The sequence below is a fragment of the Curtobacterium sp. NPDC087082 genome, from assembly GCF_044745045.1.
Lineage (GTDB): Bacteria > Actinomycetota > Actinomycetes > Actinomycetales > Microbacteriaceae > Curtobacterium.
In genome coordinates, this window is sequence record NZ_JBIUZN010000004.1 from 237,027 (window position 1) to 256,816 (window position 19,790).

Sequence of the window (19,790 nt, forward strand, 5' to 3'; positions counted from 1 at the left end):
CTCAGCGGAGGACGCGGCGGGTCCGTCGCCACCACCACTTCACCCGCATCGAGACGGTGACGATGCCGGTCCGTTCCACCTCGTACCACTCGGCGAGGGAGGCACCGTCCACCCAGGCATCGAGGATCGCGTCGTCCTCGTCGGTGCCGTCCATCTTGAATCGCGGTGCGTCGGGCAGCGGGCGGAAGAGCGGCATCAGTCGGCGTCCTGTTCTCGGTCACGGACTCGCTCGAACCGGTGCCGCCGAAGCGCCCGTCGAGCGAGGTTCCTGTCGGGCTTCGGCGCCCACGGTACGTTCATCAACCGCTCGAGCACAGTTCTCGAGATGTCGTACTCAGATTGCGTCTCGGTGCGACGGCGGCCACGATCGCCGCGGCAGCGGCGATGAGCGCCGTGACGAGTGCTGTCTCCATGACCGCAGCCTGACGCAGTGGAGGCGGCCGCAGGACGGGCGTCGGCCGACCTGGGGACGGCGAGCCGCGCCTCCAGGCTGTGGAGGAACCGACCACGCAGGGCGGGGGAGCAGACTGGAACCGTGCCCACCCCGCCACGCCTGAGCGACCTGTCCACACCGGACGCGACCGACCCCGGGACCGTCCGGTCCCGTGCCCGCCGGTTCACCGAGCTGCTGTCGATCGCACGCCGGCACGGCCTCGTCCCGTTCCGGCGCCTGGACTTCTCGCACGACCCGGCGACCTCGGACCTCCGCCGAAGCCAGGCCGAGCACCTCCGCCGTGCGCTCGAGGAGGCCGGTGGCGGGTTCGTGAAGATGGGACAGCTCCTCTCCACCCGCGACGACCTGCTCCCCGAGGAGTGGACCGAGGGGCTCGCGCACCTGCAGCGGAACGTCTCCCCGGCACCCGCGGACGAGGTCGCAGCGCTGCTCGAACGCGAACTCGGCGCCCCCGTGGACGAGGTCTTCGCGGCCTTCGACCCGGTCCCGGTGGCCGCGGCATCGATCGCACAGGTCCACCGAGCCCGTCTCGCCGACGGCACGAGCGTCGCCGTCAAGGTGCAGCGGCCCGGCATCGACCAGGCCGTGCGGCGCGACGTCGACATCGCCCTCCGCGTCGTGCGGTTCATGGCGCGCTGGTCCGTCGAGGCCCGTCAGGTCGGCGTGCAGGACGTGGCCCAGCAGTACGCCGACGACCTCGTGCGGCAGGTCGACTTCAGCTCGGAGCTCCGGAACCTCGAGGCACTGCGGGCTGCCCAGCGCCGGAGCGCCCGCCCCGACGAGGTGCGCTTCCCGGACCCGTACCCGGAGCTCTCCGGTCGGCGCGTCCTCGTGATGGAGTTCCTCGAGGGGGACACCCTCAGCGCGATCCGGGCCGAGCGCAGCGACCGCGACCTCGACCAGCCGATGCGGTCGATCCTCCGTGCGTTCCTCCGGCAGGTGGTGTTCGACGGGGTGTACCACGGTGACCTCCACCCCGGGAACGTCCTGCTGCTGCCCGACGGCCGGCCGGCGCTCATCGACTTCGGATCGGTGGGCAGGCTCGACCCCGGCCTGCGGGACATCGTGCAGGAGCTGCTCGCCGCGTACATCCAGGACGACACGTCGCGGATCGCCGACGCGGTGCTCCGGATGGCACCGGTCCGGGACGCCCAGGACGAACCCGACTTCCGCCGGGACATCGCGCGCTTCGTCGCGGACGAGCTCGGTCCGGGTGCCCGGATCGGCGTCGACACGGTGGACGACGCCGTCGCGGTGTTCGGGCGGTACCGGTTGAAGGCGCCGCCGGACTTCGTCGCGGCCGCGCGCGCCCTGGCGATCTTCGAGGGGACGCTGCGCACGCTCGCCCCCTCGTTCGACCTGCTCGAGGAGTCACGCGGACTCGCCTCCGAACAGATCCGCGACCAGCTGCGGCCGGGCAAGCTCCGGGACGTGGCGGTGCGCGAGCTGTTCGGCGCGGTGACGGCCGCACGCCGGCTGCCGCGCCGGGTGGACCGCATCGGCGAGGCGATCGAGACCGGCAAGCTGTCGGTCAACATCCGGCTGTTCGCGGACCGGCGGGACCGACGGACGCTGAACGGGGTGGTCCGGCGGGTGCTGCTCGTGCTGCTCGGCGCCGGGGCCGGCATCCTGTCGATCGTGTACCTCGCGCTGCCGGCCCGGCCGACGGCGGTCATCTCGACCGGGGTGGCCGGAGCGCTGCTCGGGGGAGCGGCGGTGGTGCTGCTCGCCTGGGCGGCGGTCGACGCGATCCGCGCGCGACGACGAGAGTGACCGCACGAGCACTGCGCGGGGACGCCACGACCCGTCCGCTACACTCGTCCGGGACCCAGCGCGGTCCGCAGACCTTCACAACACGATCGAACGGGACATCGAAGACTCATGGCCAGTACCACTGACATCAAGAACGGCGCCGTTCTCATCATCGACGGGCAGCTCTGGTCGGTCGTCGAGTTCCAGCACGTCAAGCCGGGCAAGGGCGGCGCGTTCGTCCGCACCAAGCTGAAGAACGTCGTGTCGGGCAAGGTCGTCGACCGCACCTTCAACGCGGGCGCGAAGATCGACACCGCGACGGTCGACCGCCGTGACTACCAGTTCCTCTACGAGGACGGCGACTCCTACGTGTTCATGGACACCGACACCTACGACCAGATCCCGGTCTCGGCGACGGTCGTCGGCGACGCGAAGAACTACCTGCTCGAGTCCGCGATGGTCACCATCGCGATGAACGAGGGCAACCCGCTCTACGTCGAGCTCCCGACGTCGATCGTGACCGAGGTCGAGACCGAGCCCGGCCTGCAGGGCGACCGCTCGTCCGGTGGCACGAAGGACGCGACGATCATCGCGACCGGCCACCGCATCCAGGTCCCGCTCTACCTCGAGAGCGGCACCACGGTGAAGATCGACACGCGCGACGGCAGCTTCCTCGGCCGCGTCAACTCCTAGGCGACGCCCGTATGAGTGCTCGTTCGAAGGCCCGCAAGCGCGCCCTCGACATGCTGTACGTGGCCGAGGTGCGTGAGCTCCCGATCGCGGACGTCCTCGCGACCGAGACCGTCCGGCACCTCGACCAGCCGGAGCGTGCCTCCAGCTGGGACTACGCCCGCCAGATCGTCACGGGTGTCGACGACGCCCGCCACGAGATCGACGCCGTGATCGTCGAGCACGCCCAGGGCTGGTCCATCGCCCGCATGCCGGTCCTCGACCGCTGCATCCTGCGCATGGGCGTCTGGGAGCTCCGGTTCAACCCCGAGGTCCCCGACGCGGTCGCGATCGCCGAGGCGGTCGAGCTGGCCCAGTCGCTCTCGACGGAGGAGTCCGCCGGGTTCGTCAACGGTGTGCTCGGGGCCGTCGCCGGCGGCCGCGCACCGGGCGAGAAGGCGAGCGGTGCACCGTCCGGTCGGACGGTCGCAGAGGACCAGGAGTCCCGGTAGGGTTGACCACGTCAGCATCCTTTAATGCCGTCCGGTGAGGCGGGGAAGGAGGTCGGCGTGGGCACCAGAACGGTCCTGCAGCACTCCGACATCACGCGTGCTCTGACACGCATCGCGCACGAGATCCTCGAGGCCAACCACGGTGCCTCGGACCTCGTGCTCCTGGGCATCCCGACACGGGGTGCCGTCCTGGCCGAGCGGCTCGACCGCATCCTGGCGGACATCGAGCCCGAGTGGGCGGACATCGAGCCCGAGCGGACGAGCGAACCGGCAGCGACCGGCGCGGGCGCCAGCAGGTCGCACCGCGTCGGCACGCTCGACGTCACGATGCACCGGGACGACCTCGGCCACGGCATCGGCCGCGCGCCGCACCGGACGACCATCCCGGCGAGCGGCATCGACGGCAAGGTCGTCGTCCTCGTCGACGACGTCCTGTACTCCGGTCGCACGGTCCGGGCGGCGCTCGACGCGCTCCAGGGCATCGGTCGCCCGCGGGCGGTCCGGCTCGCCGTGCTCGTCGACCGGGGCCACCGCGAGCTCCCGATCCGCGCGGACCACGTCGGCAAGAACCTGCCGACGGCCTCCGACGAGCGGGTGACGCTCCGGCTGACCGAGACCGACGGCACCGACGAGGTCGTCATCGAGCAGGGCGACGGGGGTGCAGCGTGAAGCACCTCCTCTCCACCGCCGACCTCTCCCGCACCGAGGCGATCCACATCCTCGACGTCGCCGAGGAGATGGCCGAGGTCAACACGCGCGAGGTCCGCAAGCTCCCCGCGCTGCGCGGCAAGACCGTCGTGAACCTCTTCTTCGAGGACTCCACGCGCACCCGGATCTCGTTCGAGGCGGCCGCCAAGCGCCTCTCCGCCGACGTCCTCAACTTCGCGGCGAAGGGCTCGAGCGTCTCCAAGGGCGAGTCCCTCAAGGACACCGTGCAGACCCTCGGCGCGATGGGCATCGACGGCATCGTGATGCGCCACGGCGCGTCCGGTGCGCCGCGGGTCCTCGCCGACGCCGACTGGATCGACGTCCCGGTCGTCAACGCCGGTGACGGCACGCACGAGCACCCCACGCAGGCCCTGCTCGACGCGTTCACGATGCGTCGGCGCCTGCACGGTGCCGGCAGTCGGGGCCAGGGCCTCGACGGGGTCCGTGTGCTCATCGTCGGCGACGTGCTGCACAGCCGGGTCGCTCGGAGCAACGCCTGGCTCCTGCAGACCCTCGGCGCGAGCGTCACGTTCGCCGCGCCGCCGACCCTGCTCCCGGTCGCGAGCACGCCGTTCGGCGCCGCGGTGCACCACGACCTCGACGTCGCCCTCGCCGAGGACCCGGACGTCGTGATGACCCTGCGCATCCAGCAGGAGCGGATGAACGACGCGTTCTTCCCGAACCCGCGCGAGTACACCCGGCACTGGGGCCTCACGGCGAGCCGGTTCGCCCGGCTCGACGAGCGCACGCTGATCATGCACCCCGGCCCGATGAACCGCGGGCTCGAGATCGCCGGCGTCGCCGCCGACGACCCCCGTTCGACGGTCGTCGAGCAGGTCGAGAACGGCGTGTCGGTCCGGATGGCCGTGCTCTACCTGGCCCTGACCGGGTCCGAAGCGACCGCAGCAACGAAGGAGACCGTCGCATGACCGCCCACCTCATCCGCGGCGCGCAGCTGGTCGACGGCACGCGTGCCGACATCCGCCTGGAGGCGCGGCGCATCACCGCGGTCGGCTCCGGTCTCGACGCGGCCGGCGCCACGGTCGTCGACGCGGACGGTCTGATCGCCCTGCCCGGTCTCGTGGACCTCCACACCCACCTGCGCGAGCCCGGCTTCGAGGAGTCGGAGACGGTCCTCACCGGCTCGCGTGCCGCGGCCGCGGGCGGCTTCACCGCCGTCAACGCGATGGCGAACTCGTCGCCGGTGGCGGACACCGCCGGGGTGGTCGAGCAGGTGCAGGCACTCGGCGACGACGCCGGGTACGTCACGGTGCGCCCGATCGGCGCGGTCTCCCAGGGACTCCAGGGCACCCACCTGTCCGAGATCGGCGCGATGGCGACGAGCCGGGCGAAGGTCCGGGTCTTCTCGGACGACGGCTCGTGCGTGTCCGACCCGCTCCTCATGCGCCGGGCGCTCGAGTACATCAAGGGCTTCGGCGGGGTGCTCGCGCAGCACGCGCAGGAGCCGAGGCTGACCATCGGCGCCCAGATGAACGAGGGTCGGCTGTCGTCGGAGCTCGGGCTCGCCGGTTGGCCGGCGGTCGCGGAAGAGGCGATCATCGCCCGCGACGTGCTGCTCGCCGACCACGTCGGGGCCCGGCTGCACGTGTGCCACGTCTCGACCGCCGGCAGCGTCGAGGTGATCCGCTGGGCCAAGTCCCGCGGCATCGACGTCACCGCCGAGGTCACGCCGCACCACCTGGTGCTGACCGAGGACCTCATCGCCGGGCACGACGGCGCTCCCGGCTACGACGCCCGGTACAAGGTCAACCCGCCGCTGCGCTCCCGCGAGGACGTCGACGCGCTCCGGGCCGCCCTGGCCGACGGCACGATCGACATCGTCGCGACCGACCACGCGCCGCACACGGCCGAGGCGAAGTGCTGCGAGTGGCCCGCGGCGGCGAACGGCATGGTCGGCCTCGAGTCCGCGCTGAGCGTCGTGCAGGCCGCCGTGGTCGACGACGGCCGGCTCGACTGGGCCGACGTCGCGCGCGTCCTGTCCGAGGCGCCCGCGCGCATCGGCCAGGTCGAGGGGCACGGGCAGCGGATCGCCGAGGGAGCACCGGCCGAGATCACCCTGTACGACCCGGCGGCCGTCCGCGAGTTCTCCGTCGCCGACCTCGCCGGGCAGTCGCAGAACTCGCCGTACCTCGGCATGCGGCTCCCGGGCCGGGTCGTCGCGACCTTCCACCACGGGTACCCGACGCTCCTGTCGGGGGAGCTCGTCGACGCCGAGACGGTCGCCGGACACGCGCGCGCCGCGCGGACGGAGGCGACGGCATGAGCGGTGACGCGCTGCGCTGGCTCGAAGGCGCGATCATCCTCGCCCTCGTCGTCGCGCTGTTCGTCGCCATGGCACGTACCTGGCGGACGCGGGCGAGGAAGCAGGCGGAATCCGTGCCTCCCGTCCCGGTGCCGACCGACGTCGGACCGGCGGCCGGATCGTGGGACGGCTTCACCGTCGCGACGACCCGCGCCGACCAACCGCTCGAGCGGATCACCGCTGGCGGACTCGGCTTCCGGGGCCGCGGCGGCGTGACCGTCCACGACACCGGCGTGGTGCTCCACCACGCCGGCACCCCGGACCGCTGGATCGAAGCCTCCGCCGTCCGCGGCGCCGACCGCGCCACGTGGGCCATCGACCGCGTGGTCGAGCCCGGGGGACTGGTCCGTCTGCGATGGACGGCGACCGGCGCCGCAGGTGCGTCGGACCTCGACACCTACTTCCGGTTCCCGGAGGGCGACGGCGCAGCACTGGCCGCCCTGCAGGGACTGTCGACGAAGCACGAACACCCGCACACCGCGGGCGAAGGGACGAACTGATGACACGCGAACGGGCCGTACTGGTCCTCGAGGACGGCACCCGGTACGACGGCTGGGCCTACGGCGCCCGCGGGCGCACGCTCGGCGAGGTGGTCTTCGCGACCGGCATGACCGGGTACCAGGAGACGCTCACCGACCCCTCCTACGCCGGACAGATCGTGGTGCAGACCGCGCCGCACATCGGCAACACGGGTGTGAACGACGAGGACCCCGAGTCCCGTCGCATCTGGGTCGCCGGCTACGTCGTGCGCGACCCCAGCCGCGTCGTGTCGAACCACCGCGCGAACGCGTCGCTCGACGACCACCTCGTGCGCGACGGCATCGTCGGCATCTCCGGGATCGACACCCGGGCGCTCACCCGCCGGATCCGCGACGCGGGCGCCATGAAGGGCGGCGTGTTCAGCGGCGCCGACGCCGCGCTGTCCGAGTCGGAGCAGCTCGACGCGGTCCGCGCGCAGGCCACGATGGCGGGCGCGAGCTTCTCGTCGATCGTGTCGACGCCCGAGACCTACGTGGTCCCCGCGGTCGGCGAGCAGATCGGCACGCTTGCCGTGCTCGACCTGGGTGTGAAGGCCTCGACCACGCGGTACCTCGCCGAGCGCGGCTTCGAGGTGCACGTCGTGCCGCAGGACATCACCGCCGACGAGCTCGAGGCCCTCGCGCCGGACGCGCTCTTCTACTCGAACGGCCCCGGCGACCCCGCCGCGTCGGACGCCCAGGTCGAGCTGCTCCAGGGCAGCCTGAAGACCGGGCGCCCGTTCTTCGGCATCTGCTTCGGCAACCAGCTGCTCGGACGCGCCCTCGGGTTCGGTACCTACAAGCTCCCGTTCGGGCACCGCGGCATCAACCAGCCGGTGCTCGACACCGTGACCGGCAAGGTCGAGATCACGAGCCAGAACCACGGCTTCGCGGTCGACGCGCCCCTCGGCGAGGTCGTCGAGTCGCCGGCCGGCTTCGGTCGCGTCGAGGTCTCGCACTACTCCCTGAACGACCAGGTGGTCGAGGGCCTCCGCGCGCTCGACGTGCCCGCGTTCAGCGTGCAGTACCACCCCGAGGCAGCGGCCGGCCCGCACGACTCCATGTACCTCTTCGACCGGTTCGCGGACCTGGTGCGCGAGCGTCGCGACGGGGAGCCGCTGGACGCGGCGACCGCCGACGCCACGACCCCCGCAGCAGACATCACCAAGGAAGCCAACTGATGCCGAAGCGCGCAGACATCAACTCCGTCCTCGTCATCGGCTCCGGCCCGATCGTCATCGGGCAGGCCGCCGAGTTCGACTACTCCGGCACCCAGGCGTGCCGCGTCCTCCGTGCCGAGGGCGTCCGGGTGATCCTCGTCAACCCGAACCCGGCGACGATCATGACCGACCCGGACTTCGCCGACGCGACGTACATCGAGCCGATCACGAGCGCCTCGCTCGAGGAGATCATCAAGATCGAGCAGCCGGACGCCGTGCTGCCGACCCTCGGCGGCCAGACCGCCCTGAACGCCGCGATCAAGCTCGACGCCGAGGGCATCCTCGACAAGTACGGCGTCGAGCTGATCGGCGCGAAGGTCGACGCCATCCAGCGCGGTGAGGACCGCCAGCTCTTCAAGGAGCTCGTCCTTGAGTCCGGTGCCGACGTCGCGCGCAGCCACATCGCGCACACCTTGGAAGAGGCGAAGGAGTACGCGCAGGACCTCGGCTACCCGCTCGTCGTCCGTCCGTCCTTCACCATGGGCGGCCTCGGCTCCGGCTTCGCCTACAACGAGGAAGAACTCGTCCGCTTCGTCGGCGACGGGCTGCAGTCCAGCCCGACGACCGAGGTCCTGCTCGAGGAGTCGATCCTCGGCTGGAAGGAGTACGAGCTCGAGCTGATGCGCGACAACTACGACAACACCGTCGTGATCTGCTCGATCGAGAACGTCGACCCCGTGGGCGTCCACACCGGCGACTCGATCACCGTCGCCCCCGCGCTGACGCTGACCGACCGCGAGTACCAGAACATGCGCGACATCGGCATCGACATCATCCGTCGCGTCGGCGTCGACACCGGCGGCTGCAACATCCAGTTCGCCGTCGACCCGTCGAACGGCCGCGTCATCGTCATCGAGATGAACCCGCGCGTCTCCCGCTCCTCGGCGCTCGCGTCGAAGGCGACGGGCTTCCCGATCGCGAAGATCGCCGCGAAGCTCGCGATCGGGTACCGCCTCGACGAGATCGAGAACGACATCACCCGCGTCACCCCGGCCAGCTTCGAGCCGACGCTCGACTACGTGGTCGTGAAGACCCCGCGGTTCGCGTTCGAGAAGTTCCCCGCGGCGGACGCCACACTCACCACGACGATGAAGAGCGTCGGCGAGGCGATGGCGATCGGCCGCAACTACGCGACGGCGCTGCAGAAGTCGCTCCGCTCGCTCGAGAAGCGCGGCTCGTCGTTCCACTGGGACACCCCGGCGGCCGAGCTCGACAAGGACGCCCTGCTGCAGAAGTCGACGATCCCGACCGACGGTCGCATCGTCACCGTGCAGCAGGCGCTCGTCGCGGGCGCCACCGCCGACGAGGTCTTCGAGGCCACGAAGATCGACCCGTGGTTCATCGACCAGATCGTGTTGATCAACGAAGTCGCTCTGGAGGTCGAGAACGCCGAGACCCTCGACGCCGACACCCTCCGCTGGGCCAAGGAGCACGGCTTCAGCGACGCGCAGATCGCGTCGCTGCGCGGGATCACCGAGCAGCAGGCCCGTGACGCCCGTCACGCCGAGGGCATCCGCCCGGTGTTCAAGACCGTCGACACCTGTGCCGGCGAGTTCCCGGCCCTCACGCCGTACCACTACTCGTCGTACGACGCCGAGACCGAGGTCGCCCCGAGCGACCGCAAGAAGGTCGTCATCCTCGGCTCCGGTCCGAACCGCATCGGGCAGGGCGTCGAGTTCGACTACTCCTGCGTGCACGCGTCCTTCGCGCTGAGTGCCGCCGGGTTCGAGACGATCATGATCAACTGCAACCCGGAGACGGTCTCGACCGACTACGACACCTCGGACCGCCTGTACTTCGAGCCGCTGACCACCGAGGACGTCCTCGAGGTCATCGAGGCCGAGGCGGCCTCCGGCGAGCTCGTCGGCGTGGTCGTGCAGCTCGGCGGCCAGACGGCCCTCGGGCTCGCGAAGCCGCTCGAGGCGGCGGGCATCCCGATCCTCGGCACCAGCCCGAGCGCGATCGACTCCGCCGAGGAGCGCGGCCAGTTCTCCGCCATCCTCGACGCCGCCGGCCTGCTCGCGCCCCGGAACGGCACCGCCCACGACCTCGCCAGCGCGACCGCGGTGGCCGAGGAGATCGGGTACCCCGTCCTCGTCCGCCCGTCCTTCGTGCTCGGCGGCCGCGGCATGGAGATCCTGTACGACTCCCCGTCGCTCGCGGACTACTTCGACCGGATGGCCGATCAGGCGATCATCGGCCCGGAGCTCCCGCTGCTGGTCGACCGCTTCCTCGACGACGCGGTGGAGATCGACGTCGACGCGCTCTTCGACGGCGAGCGGCTCTACATCGGCGGGATCATGGAGCACCTCGAAGAGGCCGGCATCCACTCCGGCGACTCGGCCTGCACCCTGCCGCCGGTCGGCCTCGGCCGTGCCGAGATCCAGGGCGTCGTCGACGCGACCGAGAAGATCGCGCGCGGCATCGGCGTCCAGGGCCTGCTCAACGTGCAGTTCGCCATCGGCGCGGGCGTGCTCTACGTCCTCGAGGCGAACCCGCGCGCCAGCCGCACGGTCCCGTTCGTCTCGAAGGCGCTCGGCATCCCGCTGGCCAAGGCGGCGTCGCGGATCATGACCGGCACGACGATCGACACGCTCGTCGCCGAGGGGCTCCTGCCCGCCCGTGACGGCGCGTTCGTGCCGATCCAGTCTCCGATCGCCGTGAAGGAGGCCGTGCTGCCCTTCCGCCGGTTCCGCACCCACGACGGCCAGGTCGTCGACTCGGTGCTCAGCCCGGAGATGCGTTCCACCGGCGAGGTCATGGGCATCGACCGCGACTTCCCGAGGGCGTTCCTCAAGTCGCAGGAAGCCGCGTACGGCGGTCTGCCGACGAGCGGCACCGTGTTCGTGAGCGTCGCCGACACCGACAAGCGCGCCATCGTGCTCCCGGTGCACCGGCTGCAGCAGCTCGGCTTCACGATCACGGCGACCGAGGGCACGGCGGAGATCCTGCGCCGCAACGGCATCGAGGTCACGCTCGTCGGCAAGTACAGCGAGGGCGGCGAGAGCGTCGTCGACCTGCTGGCCCGGAACGAGGTCGACATCGTCATCAACACGCCGTCGGGTGCTGCCGGTCGTGCGGACGGGTACGAGATCCGTGCGGCGACGGTCGCGGCGGACAAGCCGCTGTTCACGACCATCGCGCAGCTCGGGGCCGCGGTCGCGGCGATCGAGACGATCGGGTCGCCGCACAGCGTGCGGAGCCTGCAGGACTACGCGCTCGAGCGCGACACCTGGTGAGCGACCCGGGCACGGGAGGCGCGGCCTCCTTCGGCGTCCGGCTCGCGTCCGCCATCGGGTCGCGTTCCGCCCTCTGCGTCGGCATCGACCCCCACGCCCCCACCCTGGCGGCGTGGGGGCTCGGCCGCGACGAGCAGGGCCTGACCGCGTTCGGCGCGACCCTGGTCGACGCGGCCGCCGGCCGCGCCGCGGTCGTGAAGCCGCAGATCGCCTTCTTCGAGGCCGCGGGGGTGGCGGGCTACCGTGCGCTCGACGCGACGATCCGTCGGGCACGCGATGCGGGCCTCCTGGTCGTCGCCGACGTCAAGCGCGGCGACATCGGGTCGACGGGGGACGACTACGCGCTCGCGTGGCTGGACCGCGACGGTCCGTTCGCCGCCGACGCCATGACGGTGTCGCCGTACCTCGGCTACGGCTCCCTCGCGGGAACGGTCGACGTGGCGCGCCGGAACGGTGCCGGGGTCTTCGTGCTCGCCGCCACGAGCAACCCCGAGGCGCGCGTGCTGCAGACCGCGGTGCTCGCCGAGGGACCTCGTTCGGGGCGGAGCGTCGCTGCCGGTATCGTCTTGGACGTGGCAGACGACAACCGGAGAGGCGGCGACCAGCCCCTCGGCGACGTCGGGCTCGTGCTCGGCGCGACCCTCGACCTCGACGACTTCGGCATCGACGCGGACACCATCGGCACCGCGCCGATCCTCGCCCCGGGCTTCGGTGCCCAGGGCGCCCGCATCGAGGACCTCCGCGCGCTGTACGGCGCCCGCGCCGAGCAGGTGCTCGTCAGCGAGTCGCGCGGTCTGCTCACCGACGGTCCCGACGGCGTCGCCGCCCTCGTGACCGACCGTGCGGACCGGATCCGCGCCGCGCTGGGGGCCGCCGCATGACGACGGACCGCGACGGCCTGCCCGCACACCGGAACCCACCCGAGGTCGACCGGGTCGCCGCGGCTGCCGCTGCGGTGGCCGCCCGTCGTGCCCGGGCCGCGGTCAAGGCCGCCGTCGCGTCGGGGGAGCGCTCCGCACTCGAGGTCGCCCGCACCGCCTGGTCGGACGCCGACGCACCGGCCGAGAAGTCCCTGCGGGTGCGGGACCTGCTCACGAGCCTCCCCGGCATCGGACCGGCACGGGCGGAGTCGATCATGGGCGAGCTGCGGATCGCGCCGTCGAAGCGCCTCGGCGGCCTCGGCACCCGGCAGCGGTCGGAGCTCGCCGACTGGCTCGCGGCCCGCGGTCGCAAGCGCGGGTCGTCGAAGCTCGTCGTCCTGGCCGGCCCCACCGCGGTCGGCAAGGGCACGGTCAGCGCGTACATCCGCGAGCAGTACCCGGACGTCAACCTCAGCGTGTCGGCGACGACCCGCAAGCCCCGTCCGGGCGAGGTCGACGGCGTGCACTACTACTTCGTGGACGACGCCGAGTTCGACCGGATGATCCGCGACCGCGAACTCCTCGAGTGGGCCACCGTCCACAACTCGTACCGGTACGGCACGCCCCGGCCGCCGATCGACCGCGCGCTCGACGCCGGCGACAAGGTGATGCTCGAGATCGACCTGCAGGGCGCACGCCAGGTCCGGGACGCCATGCCCGACGCGGTGCTCGTCTTCCTGCTGCCCCCGTCGTGGGAGGAACTCGTGCGTCGGCTGATCGGCCGGGGCACCGAATCGGCCGAGGAACAGGCACGCCGGCTCGACACCGCCAAGGTCGAACTCGCCGCCCAGGACGAGTTCGACGTGCGCATCGTGAACTCCGATGTCGGCACCGCGGCGCGTGAGGTCGTAGACTTGTTCACTGCGCCCTGACCGGGCGTCCCCCCGTTCCGTCGACTGGAGACACCATGGCCAACCCCCAGGGCATCATCGACCCGCCCATCGACGACCTGCTCGCCAAGGTGGAGTCGAAGTACGCGCTCGTCATCTTCGCCTCGAAGCGCGCGCGACAGATCAACGACTACTACGCCGACCTGCACGAGGGTTCGCTGTTCGACAACGTCGGCCCGCTGGTCGACTCGACGATCGACGACAAGCCGCTGTCCGTCGCACTGCACGAGATCAACGAGGACAAGCTCACCGTCACCAAGCAGCAGCAGCCCACCGACTGACCGCGGTGACGAGCAGCAGCCTGCGCCTCTTCACGTCCGAGTCGGTGACGGAGGGGCACCCCGACAAGATCTGCGACCAGATCTCGGACACGATCCTCGACGCGCTGTTGACCGTCGACCCGCACGCACGCGTCGCGGTGGAGACGATGGTCACCACCGGACTCGTGCACGTCGCCGGCGAGGTCACGACCTCGGGCTACGTCGAGATCCCGAAGCTCGTCCGTGACGTCATCACGGGCATCGGCTACAACTCGTCCGAGGTCTCCTTCGACGGCCACACCTGCGGCGTCGAGGTCTCGATCGGTGCGCAGTCGCCCGACATCGCCCAAGGTGTCGACGAGTCCCTCGACGCGCGCTCCGGTGCCGGCGTGGACCCGCTCGACCGCCAGGGCGCCGGCGACCAGGGCATCATGTTCGGCTTCGCGACGAACGAGACCCCCGAGTACATGCCGGTCGCGATCTGGCTGGCGCACCGCCTGGCCGAGCGACTGGCCGCGGTCCGCAAGTCCGGCGAGCTGTCGTTCCTGCGTCCCGACGGCAAGACCCAGGTCACGGTCGGGTACGACGGCGTCGTGCCGAAGACCGTCGAGACCGTCGTGCTCTCCACGCAGCACTCGCCGTCCGTCACGCTCGACGAGCTCACCGCCGCGGTGACCGAGCACGTGATCCGTCCGGTGCTCGCCCAGGTCGACCTCGACTCGTCGCACGTCGACGTCATCGTGAACCCGACCGGCCGGTTCGAGATCGGCGGCCCCCAGGGCGACGCCGGCCTCACCGGACGCAAGGTCATCGTCGACACCTACGGCGGTGCCTCCCGCCACGGTGGCGGCGCCTTCAGCGGCAAGGACCCCTCGAAGGTCGACCGCTCGGCCGCCTACGCGCTGCGCTGGGTCGCGAAGAACGCGGTCGCCGCGGGCCTCGCCGACCGGCTCGAGGTGCAGGTCGCCTACGCGATCGGCCGCGCGAAGCCCGTCGGGCTCTACGTCGAGTCGTTCGGCACCGGACACGTCGACGACGCCACGATCGAGGCCGCGATCCTGCAGGTCTTCGACCTCCGGCCGGCCGCGATCATCCGCGACCTCGACCTGCTCCGTCCGATCTACGCGAAGACCGCGACGTACGGGCACTTCGGCCGCGAGCTCCCCGGGTTCACCTGGGAGCAGCTCGACCGCGTCGAGGAACTCCGCGCCGCCGCAGGACTCGTCGCCGCTGCCGTCTGAGGCCTCGGCGTGACCACCGTCGCGCGCGTCGTCCTCGACTCGCCGCTCCCGCAGTTGGACCGTCTGTTCGACTACCGGGTGCCGGACGGGCTCGAGGATGACTGCGTGCCGGGGGTGCGGGTCAAGGTGCCGCTCCGCACCGGTGCGCGCATGTCCGACGCCTACGTGGTCGAGATCGTCACCGAGGGTGAGTACCCGGGTGAGCTCAGTGCCATCGAGACGGTCGTCTCCCCGGTGCCGGTGCTCGCGCCGGAGATCTGGTCGCTCGCGCGCGCCGTGGCCGACCGTGCCGCGGGGGTGGCGTCCGACGTGCTCCGGCTCGCCGTGCCGACGCGCCAGGTCCGTGCCGAGAAGGCCTGGCTGGCGCGCGACACCGCGTGGTCGCCGCCGGCGGTCGAGCCGCCGCCCGTCACCGGCTACGCCGACGGCGTCCTGGAGGCGCTGGTCGCCGACCACGGTCGCGCTGCGGTCGCCGCCGTCCCCCACCCGACAGCGCTCGGTGCCGCCGACGCGCCGGTCTGGGTCCCCGGATGGGCCGCCACGCTCGCCCAGGCGGCGGCGCACACGGTCGCCGCGGAGCAGTCGGCCGTGATCGCCGTGCCGGACTTCCGCGACGTCACCGACCTCGAGCGTGCGCTCCTCGCGGTGCTGCCGCCGGAACGGGTCGTCCGGTTCGACGCCAAGCAGACGAACGGGCAGCGGGCGAAGGCCCTGCTGCAGGCGAGGACCCACGCGGTCGTCGCGATCGGCAACCGCACGGCGGTGTACGCGCCCGCGACCGAGCTCGGACTCATCGCCATGTGGGACGACGGGGACGCCTCGTTCATCGAGCCGCGTGCCCCGTACGTGCACACCCGGGACGTCGCCCTCGTCCGGGCCGCGCAGTCCGGGGCCGCGCTGCTGTTCCTGTCGCACGCCCGGAGCACCGACGTGCAACGGCTCGTCGAGCTGCACTGGCTGCAGGAGGTCACGCCGTACCGGGTGAAGACACCCAAGGTCATCCCGACCGTCCAGCAGACCGGTGCCGAGGGGTACGCGGCACAGGCCCGCATCCCGAGCTCGGCGTGGCGTGCCGCGCGCGAGGCCAGCCAGCACGGAGCCGTCCTCGTGCAGGTCGCCAGTCCGGGGTTCGGCACCGGACTCGTCTGCGCCGAGTGCGGTGAGCGGGCGCACTGCCGGATCTGCGGCGGTCCGCTCGGCAGCCCGCACCGGGGCGCGACGCCGCAGTGCCGGTTCTGCGGCGCGCTGGCGGTCGGGTTCCGCTGCCCGACGTGCGGGAACGGCACGGTGAAGCCGGTCGGGCAGGGGGCGCAGCGCACCGCGGACGAGCTCGGTCGGGCGTTCCCGGGCACCCGCATCGTGGTGGCCGACGGCTCCCGTCCGCTCGACGAGGTCCCGGCGCGCCCCTCGGTCGTGGTCGCCACCCGCGGTGCCGAGCCGAGCGTCCCGGGCGGGTACGTGTGCGTGCTCCTGCTCGACGGGGAGCGCATGCTCGCGCGCGAGGGGCTCCGCGTGCAGGAGGACGTCCTGCGCTTCTGGACGAACGCCGCCGCCAAGGGAGCCCCGGGCGCCGAGGCGTACCTCGTCGGCATCGGCGGGAAGCTCGCGACGGCCATGGCGCTGTGGCGGCTCGACGGTCCGGCGCACGACGAGCTCGCCGACCGCCGCGAGCTGCACTTCCCACCGGCCGTGCGGATCGCGACGCTGACGGGCACGGACGAGGCGGTGACGGCCGCGGTCGAGGCGCTCGACGGTCTCACGGTCGGCGCCGTGCTCGGTCCGGTGCCGGTCGAGGACGACGCGCTCCCGGGCACCGTCCGTGCGATCGTGCGCTTCCCGTACGCGCACGGTGCCGAGGTGGCGGCGACCCTCAAGGCTGAGGTGATCCGGCGCGCGTCCACGCGGCGGGTGCTGCCCGGGGGGAACCGACGTCGGGCGGCGCCGGCGCTCCGGGTGCGGCTCGACGACGCGGAGCCCTTCAGCGAGGTCTGACCCGGCCGGCCGCGCGCTGCCGGGCGCGGGCCGTCGCGCCGGTCGTGCGCCGTGCCTCCAGGGCGCCTGCCGCGTGCCGCCTGCCGCGCGTTGCCCGCGCGCGCATGTTCCGACATTCCGCCCGTCGATCGACGCGTGTTCTGTCGCCACATGCGCACGCACCGTCTGCGTGCGCATGTTCCGACGTTCCGCCGCTCGATCGACGCGTGTTTCGTCGAAGCATGCGCACGCACCGGCCGCCCGGGCGCCCGCGCCCACGCCGTGCATGCGACATGCGCGGCCCGCGCGCGCGACCTGTGCCAGGGTGGACGACGGCGGTCACGAGCCGCCGACGACACACATCACGCACGACGAGGTGACGCGGATGACGCCGATGAGGGCGCTGTACAAGCCGGACGCTGCTCCGGGACTGATCATGACCGAGCGGCCGGTACCGGTCCCGACGGAGGACGAGGTCCTCATCCGGGTCCTCCGCACCGGGATCTGCGGGACCGACCTGCACATCCGGCGGTGGGACGACTGGGCGGCCTCGGCGGTCACGGCCCCGCTGGTCCCCGGACACGAGTTCTTCGGCGAGGTGGTCGAGGTCGGCTCCGCCGTGCGTGACGTCGCGGTGGGGGACCGGGTCTCCGGCGAGGGCCACATCGTGTGCGGCACGTGCCGGAACTGCCGGGCCGGCCGACGCCAGATGTGCATCCGCACGAAGGGCCTCGGCGTGCAGCGGGACGGCGCCTTCGCGGAGTACCTGACGCTGCCCGGCGCGAACGTGTGGGTGCACCACGCCGACGTCGACCCCGAGGTCGGCGCCCTGTTCGACCCGCTCGGCAACGCGGTGCACACGGCGCTCGCGTCCCCCGTCGTCGGCGAGGACGTGCTCGTCACCGGCTGCGGGCCGATCGGCCTCATGGCGATCGCGGTCGCTCGGCACGCCGGTGCCCGGTTCGTGGTCGGCACCGACCTCAGTGCGGAGCGCCTGGCGATGGCGACGGCGATGGGCGCCGACCTCGGCGTCGACGTCGGTGCCGCCGGTGACCCGATCCGGGCGGCGCAGGAGCAGCTCGGCATGCGCGAGGGGTTCGACGTCGGCTTCGAGATGTCCGGCGCGCCGACCGCCCTCCCGGCGATGGTCGACAACATGAACCACGGCGGGCGGATCGCCATGCTCGGACTCCCGACCGGCGAGATCGCGGTCGACTGGGGCAAGGTCGTGACGCACATGCTCACGGTCAAGGGCATCTACGGCCGCGAGATGTTCGAGACGTGGCAGACCATGAGCTCGATGCTGCAGACGAGCGAGGTGCTGCGCGACCGCATCGCCTCGATCGTCTCGGGGCGCTTCGCGGCGCGTGACTGGGAGGCAGCGTTCGCCGCGGCGGCGAGCGCGGACGGCGGCAAGGTCGTCATCGACTGGACGGAGATCTGATGTACGGCGCGATCAAGGACCACCTGACGGCCGAGCTGGCGGGCATCGAGGCCGCCGGGCTCACGAAGCGGGAGCGCGGCATCGCCGGTCCGCAGCGTGCGGCGATCGAGGCGGACGGTGCTCCGCTGCTGAACTTCTGCGCGAACAACTACCTCGGGCTGGCCGACTCCACCGATCTCGTCGACGCGGCGAAGGACGCCCTCGACCGGTGGGGCTACGGCATGGCGAGCGTCCGGTTCATCTGCGGCACGCAGGACCTCCACCTCGACCTCGAGCGTCGCGTGTCGGCGTTCCTCGGCACCGAGGCCACGATCCTGTACTCGTCGTGCTTCGACGCGAACGGCGGCCTGTTCGAGGTGCTCCTCGGGCCGGAGGACGCGATCATCTCGGACGAGCTGAACCACGCCTCGATCATCGACGGCGTGCGGCTGTCGAAGGCGCAGCGGTACCGGTACCGCAACCGCGACGTGCAGGACCTCGAGGCGCAGCTCGTCGCCGCCGGGGACGCCCGGTTCCGCGCGATCGTCACCGACGGCGTCTTCTCGATGGACGGCTCGATCGCCCCGCTCGCCGAGATCTGCGACCTCGCGGACCGGTACGACGCCCTCGTCATCGTCGACGACTCGCACGCCGTCGGGTTCGTCGGCGAGCACGGCCGGGGGACGCCCGAGCTGTGCGGCGTCGCGGACCGGGTCGACGTGTACACGGGCACGTTCGGCAAGGCACTCGGGGGTGCGAGCGGCGGGTACGTCGCCAGCCGCCAGGAGATCGTCGACCTGCTGCGGCAGCGGTCCCGTCCGTACCTGTTCTCGAACTCGCTCGCGCCGGTGATCGCCGCGGGGACGGTCGCAGCGCTCGACCTCATCGAGCGGTCGGACGACGCGCGCGAGCGGCTGCGGGCGAACGCGGCACGCTTCCGGTCGCTCATGACCGACGCCGGGTTCGAGCTGTTGCCGGGGGAGCACCCGATCGTCCCGGTGATGTTCCACGACGCGGCCCTGACCGCGCGGATCGCCGACGAGATGCAGGGGCGCGGGATCTACGTGACGGCGTTCAGCTACCCGGTGGTCCCGAAGGGCCGGGCACGGATCCGGGTGCAGCTCTCGGCGGCGCACACCGAGGAGCAGGTCCGGCGGTGCGTGACGGCCTTCACCGAGGCGCGAGCGGCGGCGCGAGCGGCCGCGGGTCCGAGCGGCGACGCGGTCAGCCCGCGCTGACGGCGGTGTGGCGCTCGCGCGGGAAGACCACGCCGAGCGCCACCATCCCGATCGCCAGCACCAGGTGCAGCCAGTTGTCCGCCCAGTTCAGCGGCACGAAGTTCGCCCCGAAGTCGTGTCCGGCGGTGAACAGCCCGTACACCCACAGCACGAAGTAGACGACGCCACCGATCACGAGGTACATGCGGGACCCGGTCGCGTACCGCGCCGCGAGCAGTCCGACGACCCCGAACAGCAGGTGCACGACGTTGTGGAGCACCGACACCTGGAACAGTCCGAGCAGCATCGCCATCGAGCCGTGCCCCGCCCCGCCGAGGTCGCCCGTCGTCAGCCCGGGGACGAACCCGGCGATCCCGACGAGCAGGAAGACGACCCCGACGACGAGTGCGATCGCCTGGATGCTCGAGCCCGCGTAGCGGTTGGTGGACGTGGTGACGTCGGACATGTGGAAC

Annotated in this window: 18 protein-coding genes; 16 read left to right on the forward strand and 2 right to left on the reverse strand. The window is 72.0% G+C overall.

Annotated features, from left to right (window positions below):
- Window position 1: 1 nt before the first annotated feature.
- Window positions 2-196 (reverse strand): hypothetical protein, encoded by a 195-nt coding sequence (locus tag ACIPEP_RS12425; RefSeq protein ID WP_071303732.1) that lies wholly within the window; start codon window positions 194-196, stop codon window positions 2-4.
- Window positions 197-535: 339 nt separating this feature from the next.
- On the opposite strand from ACIPEP_RS12425, the gene ACIPEP_RS12430 reads away from it, so the two are divergent.
- The 16 genes from ACIPEP_RS12430 (at window position 536) to ACIPEP_RS12505 (ending at window position 19,338) form a co-directional block, all read left to right on the forward strand.
- Window positions 536-2,227, forward strand: coding sequence for an AarF/ABC1/UbiB kinase family protein (locus ACIPEP_RS12430; RefSeq protein WP_092386991.1), 1,692 nt, complete (start codon window positions 536-538; stop codon window positions 2,225-2,227).
- A 108-nt stretch (window positions 2,228-2,335) separates the two neighbouring features.
- Window positions 2,336-2,899: an elongation factor P gene (efp, locus tag ACIPEP_RS12435; RefSeq protein WP_022906721.1), complete on the forward strand. Its 564-nt coding sequence runs from the start codon at window positions 2,336-2,338 to the stop codon at window positions 2,897-2,899.
- A gap of 11 nt (window positions 2,900-2,910) precedes the next feature.
- Entirely contained in the window at window positions 2,911-3,387 is a 477-nt protein-coding gene (gene nusB / locus ACIPEP_RS12440) for a transcription antitermination factor NusB (protein ID WP_309779675.1), read from the forward strand.
- 24 nt (window positions 3,388-3,411) lie between these two features.
- Entirely contained in the window at window positions 3,412-4,056 is a 645-nt protein-coding gene (gene pyrR / locus ACIPEP_RS12445) for a bifunctional pyr operon transcriptional regulator/uracil phosphoribosyltransferase PyrR (RefSeq protein WP_402717432.1), read from the forward strand.
- The gene (locus tag ACIPEP_RS12450; protein ID WP_402717433.1) at window positions 4,053-5,024 is read left to right on the forward strand and encodes an aspartate carbamoyltransferase catalytic subunit; all 972 of its coding nucleotides are present in this window, start codon (window positions 4,053-4,055) and stop codon (window positions 5,022-5,024) included. Before pyrR ends, ACIPEP_RS12450 begins: the two co-directional genes overlap by 4 nt.
- Window positions 5,021-6,379, forward strand: a complete 1,359-nt coding sequence (locus tag ACIPEP_RS12455; RefSeq protein WP_402717434.1) for a dihydroorotase — start codon at window positions 5,021-5,023, stop codon at window positions 6,377-6,379. The genes ACIPEP_RS12450 and ACIPEP_RS12455 overlap by 4 nt, the downstream gene beginning before the upstream one ends.
- Window positions 6,376-6,918 (forward strand): hypothetical protein, encoded by a 543-nt coding sequence (locus ACIPEP_RS12460; RefSeq protein WP_071303726.1) that lies wholly within the window; start codon window positions 6,376-6,378, stop codon window positions 6,916-6,918. Before ACIPEP_RS12455 ends, ACIPEP_RS12460 begins: the two co-directional genes overlap by 4 nt.
- Window positions 6,918-8,117 (forward strand): glutamine-hydrolyzing carbamoyl-phosphate synthase small subunit, encoded by a 1,200-nt coding sequence (gene carA / locus ACIPEP_RS12465; protein WP_402717435.1) that lies wholly within the window; start codon window positions 6,918-6,920, stop codon window positions 8,115-8,117. Before ACIPEP_RS12460 ends, carA begins: the two co-directional genes overlap by 1 nt.
- Entirely contained in the window at window positions 8,117-11,395 is a 3,279-nt protein-coding gene (carB, locus tag ACIPEP_RS12470) for a carbamoyl-phosphate synthase large subunit (protein ID WP_402717436.1), read from the forward strand. Before carA ends, carB begins: the two co-directional genes overlap by 1 nt.
- Window positions 11,392-12,276 (forward strand): orotidine-5'-phosphate decarboxylase, encoded by an 885-nt coding sequence (pyrF, locus tag ACIPEP_RS12475; RefSeq protein ID WP_402717437.1) that lies wholly within the window; start codon window positions 11,392-11,394, stop codon window positions 12,274-12,276. The genes carB and pyrF overlap by 4 nt, the downstream gene beginning before the upstream one ends.
- Window positions 12,273-13,187: a guanylate kinase gene (gene gmk / locus ACIPEP_RS12480; RefSeq protein ID WP_070416248.1), complete on the forward strand. Its 915-nt coding sequence runs from the start codon at window positions 12,273-12,275 to the stop codon at window positions 13,185-13,187. Before pyrF ends, gmk begins: the two co-directional genes overlap by 4 nt.
- A 35-nt stretch (window positions 13,188-13,222) precedes the next feature.
- Window positions 13,223-13,486, forward strand: a complete 264-nt coding sequence (rpoZ, locus tag ACIPEP_RS12485) for a DNA-directed RNA polymerase subunit omega (protein WP_022906709.1) — start codon at window positions 13,223-13,225, stop codon at window positions 13,484-13,486.
- 5 nt (window positions 13,487-13,491) lie between these two features.
- Window positions 13,492-14,706: a methionine adenosyltransferase gene (gene metK, locus ACIPEP_RS12490; protein WP_070416247.1), complete on the forward strand. Its 1,215-nt coding sequence runs from the start codon at window positions 13,492-13,494 to the stop codon at window positions 14,704-14,706.
- A gap of 9 nt (window positions 14,707-14,715) precedes the next feature.
- The gene (locus ACIPEP_RS12495; protein ID WP_402717438.1) at window positions 14,716-16,698 is read left to right on the forward strand and encodes a primosomal protein N'; all 1,983 of its coding nucleotides are present in this window, start codon (window positions 14,716-14,718) and stop codon (window positions 16,696-16,698) included.
- A gap of 373 nt (window positions 16,699-17,071) precedes the next feature.
- Window positions 17,072-18,121, forward strand: coding sequence for an L-threonine 3-dehydrogenase (gene tdh / locus ACIPEP_RS12500; protein WP_402717538.1), 1,050 nt, complete (start codon window positions 17,072-17,074; stop codon window positions 18,119-18,121).
- Window positions 18,121-19,338, forward strand: a complete 1,218-nt coding sequence (locus tag ACIPEP_RS12505; protein ID WP_402717439.1) for a glycine C-acetyltransferase — start codon at window positions 18,121-18,123, stop codon at window positions 19,336-19,338. Before tdh ends, ACIPEP_RS12505 begins: the two co-directional genes overlap by 1 nt.
- Here ACIPEP_RS12505 and ACIPEP_RS12510 read toward each other — a convergent pair.
- On the reverse strand, window positions 19,325-19,783 hold the full coding sequence (locus tag ACIPEP_RS12510) for a DUF4383 domain-containing protein (protein WP_402717440.1): 459 nt from the start codon (window positions 19,781-19,783) through the stop codon (window positions 19,325-19,327). The genes ACIPEP_RS12505 and ACIPEP_RS12510 overlap by 14 nt on opposite strands.
- Window positions 19,784-19,790 lie beyond the last annotated feature (7 nt).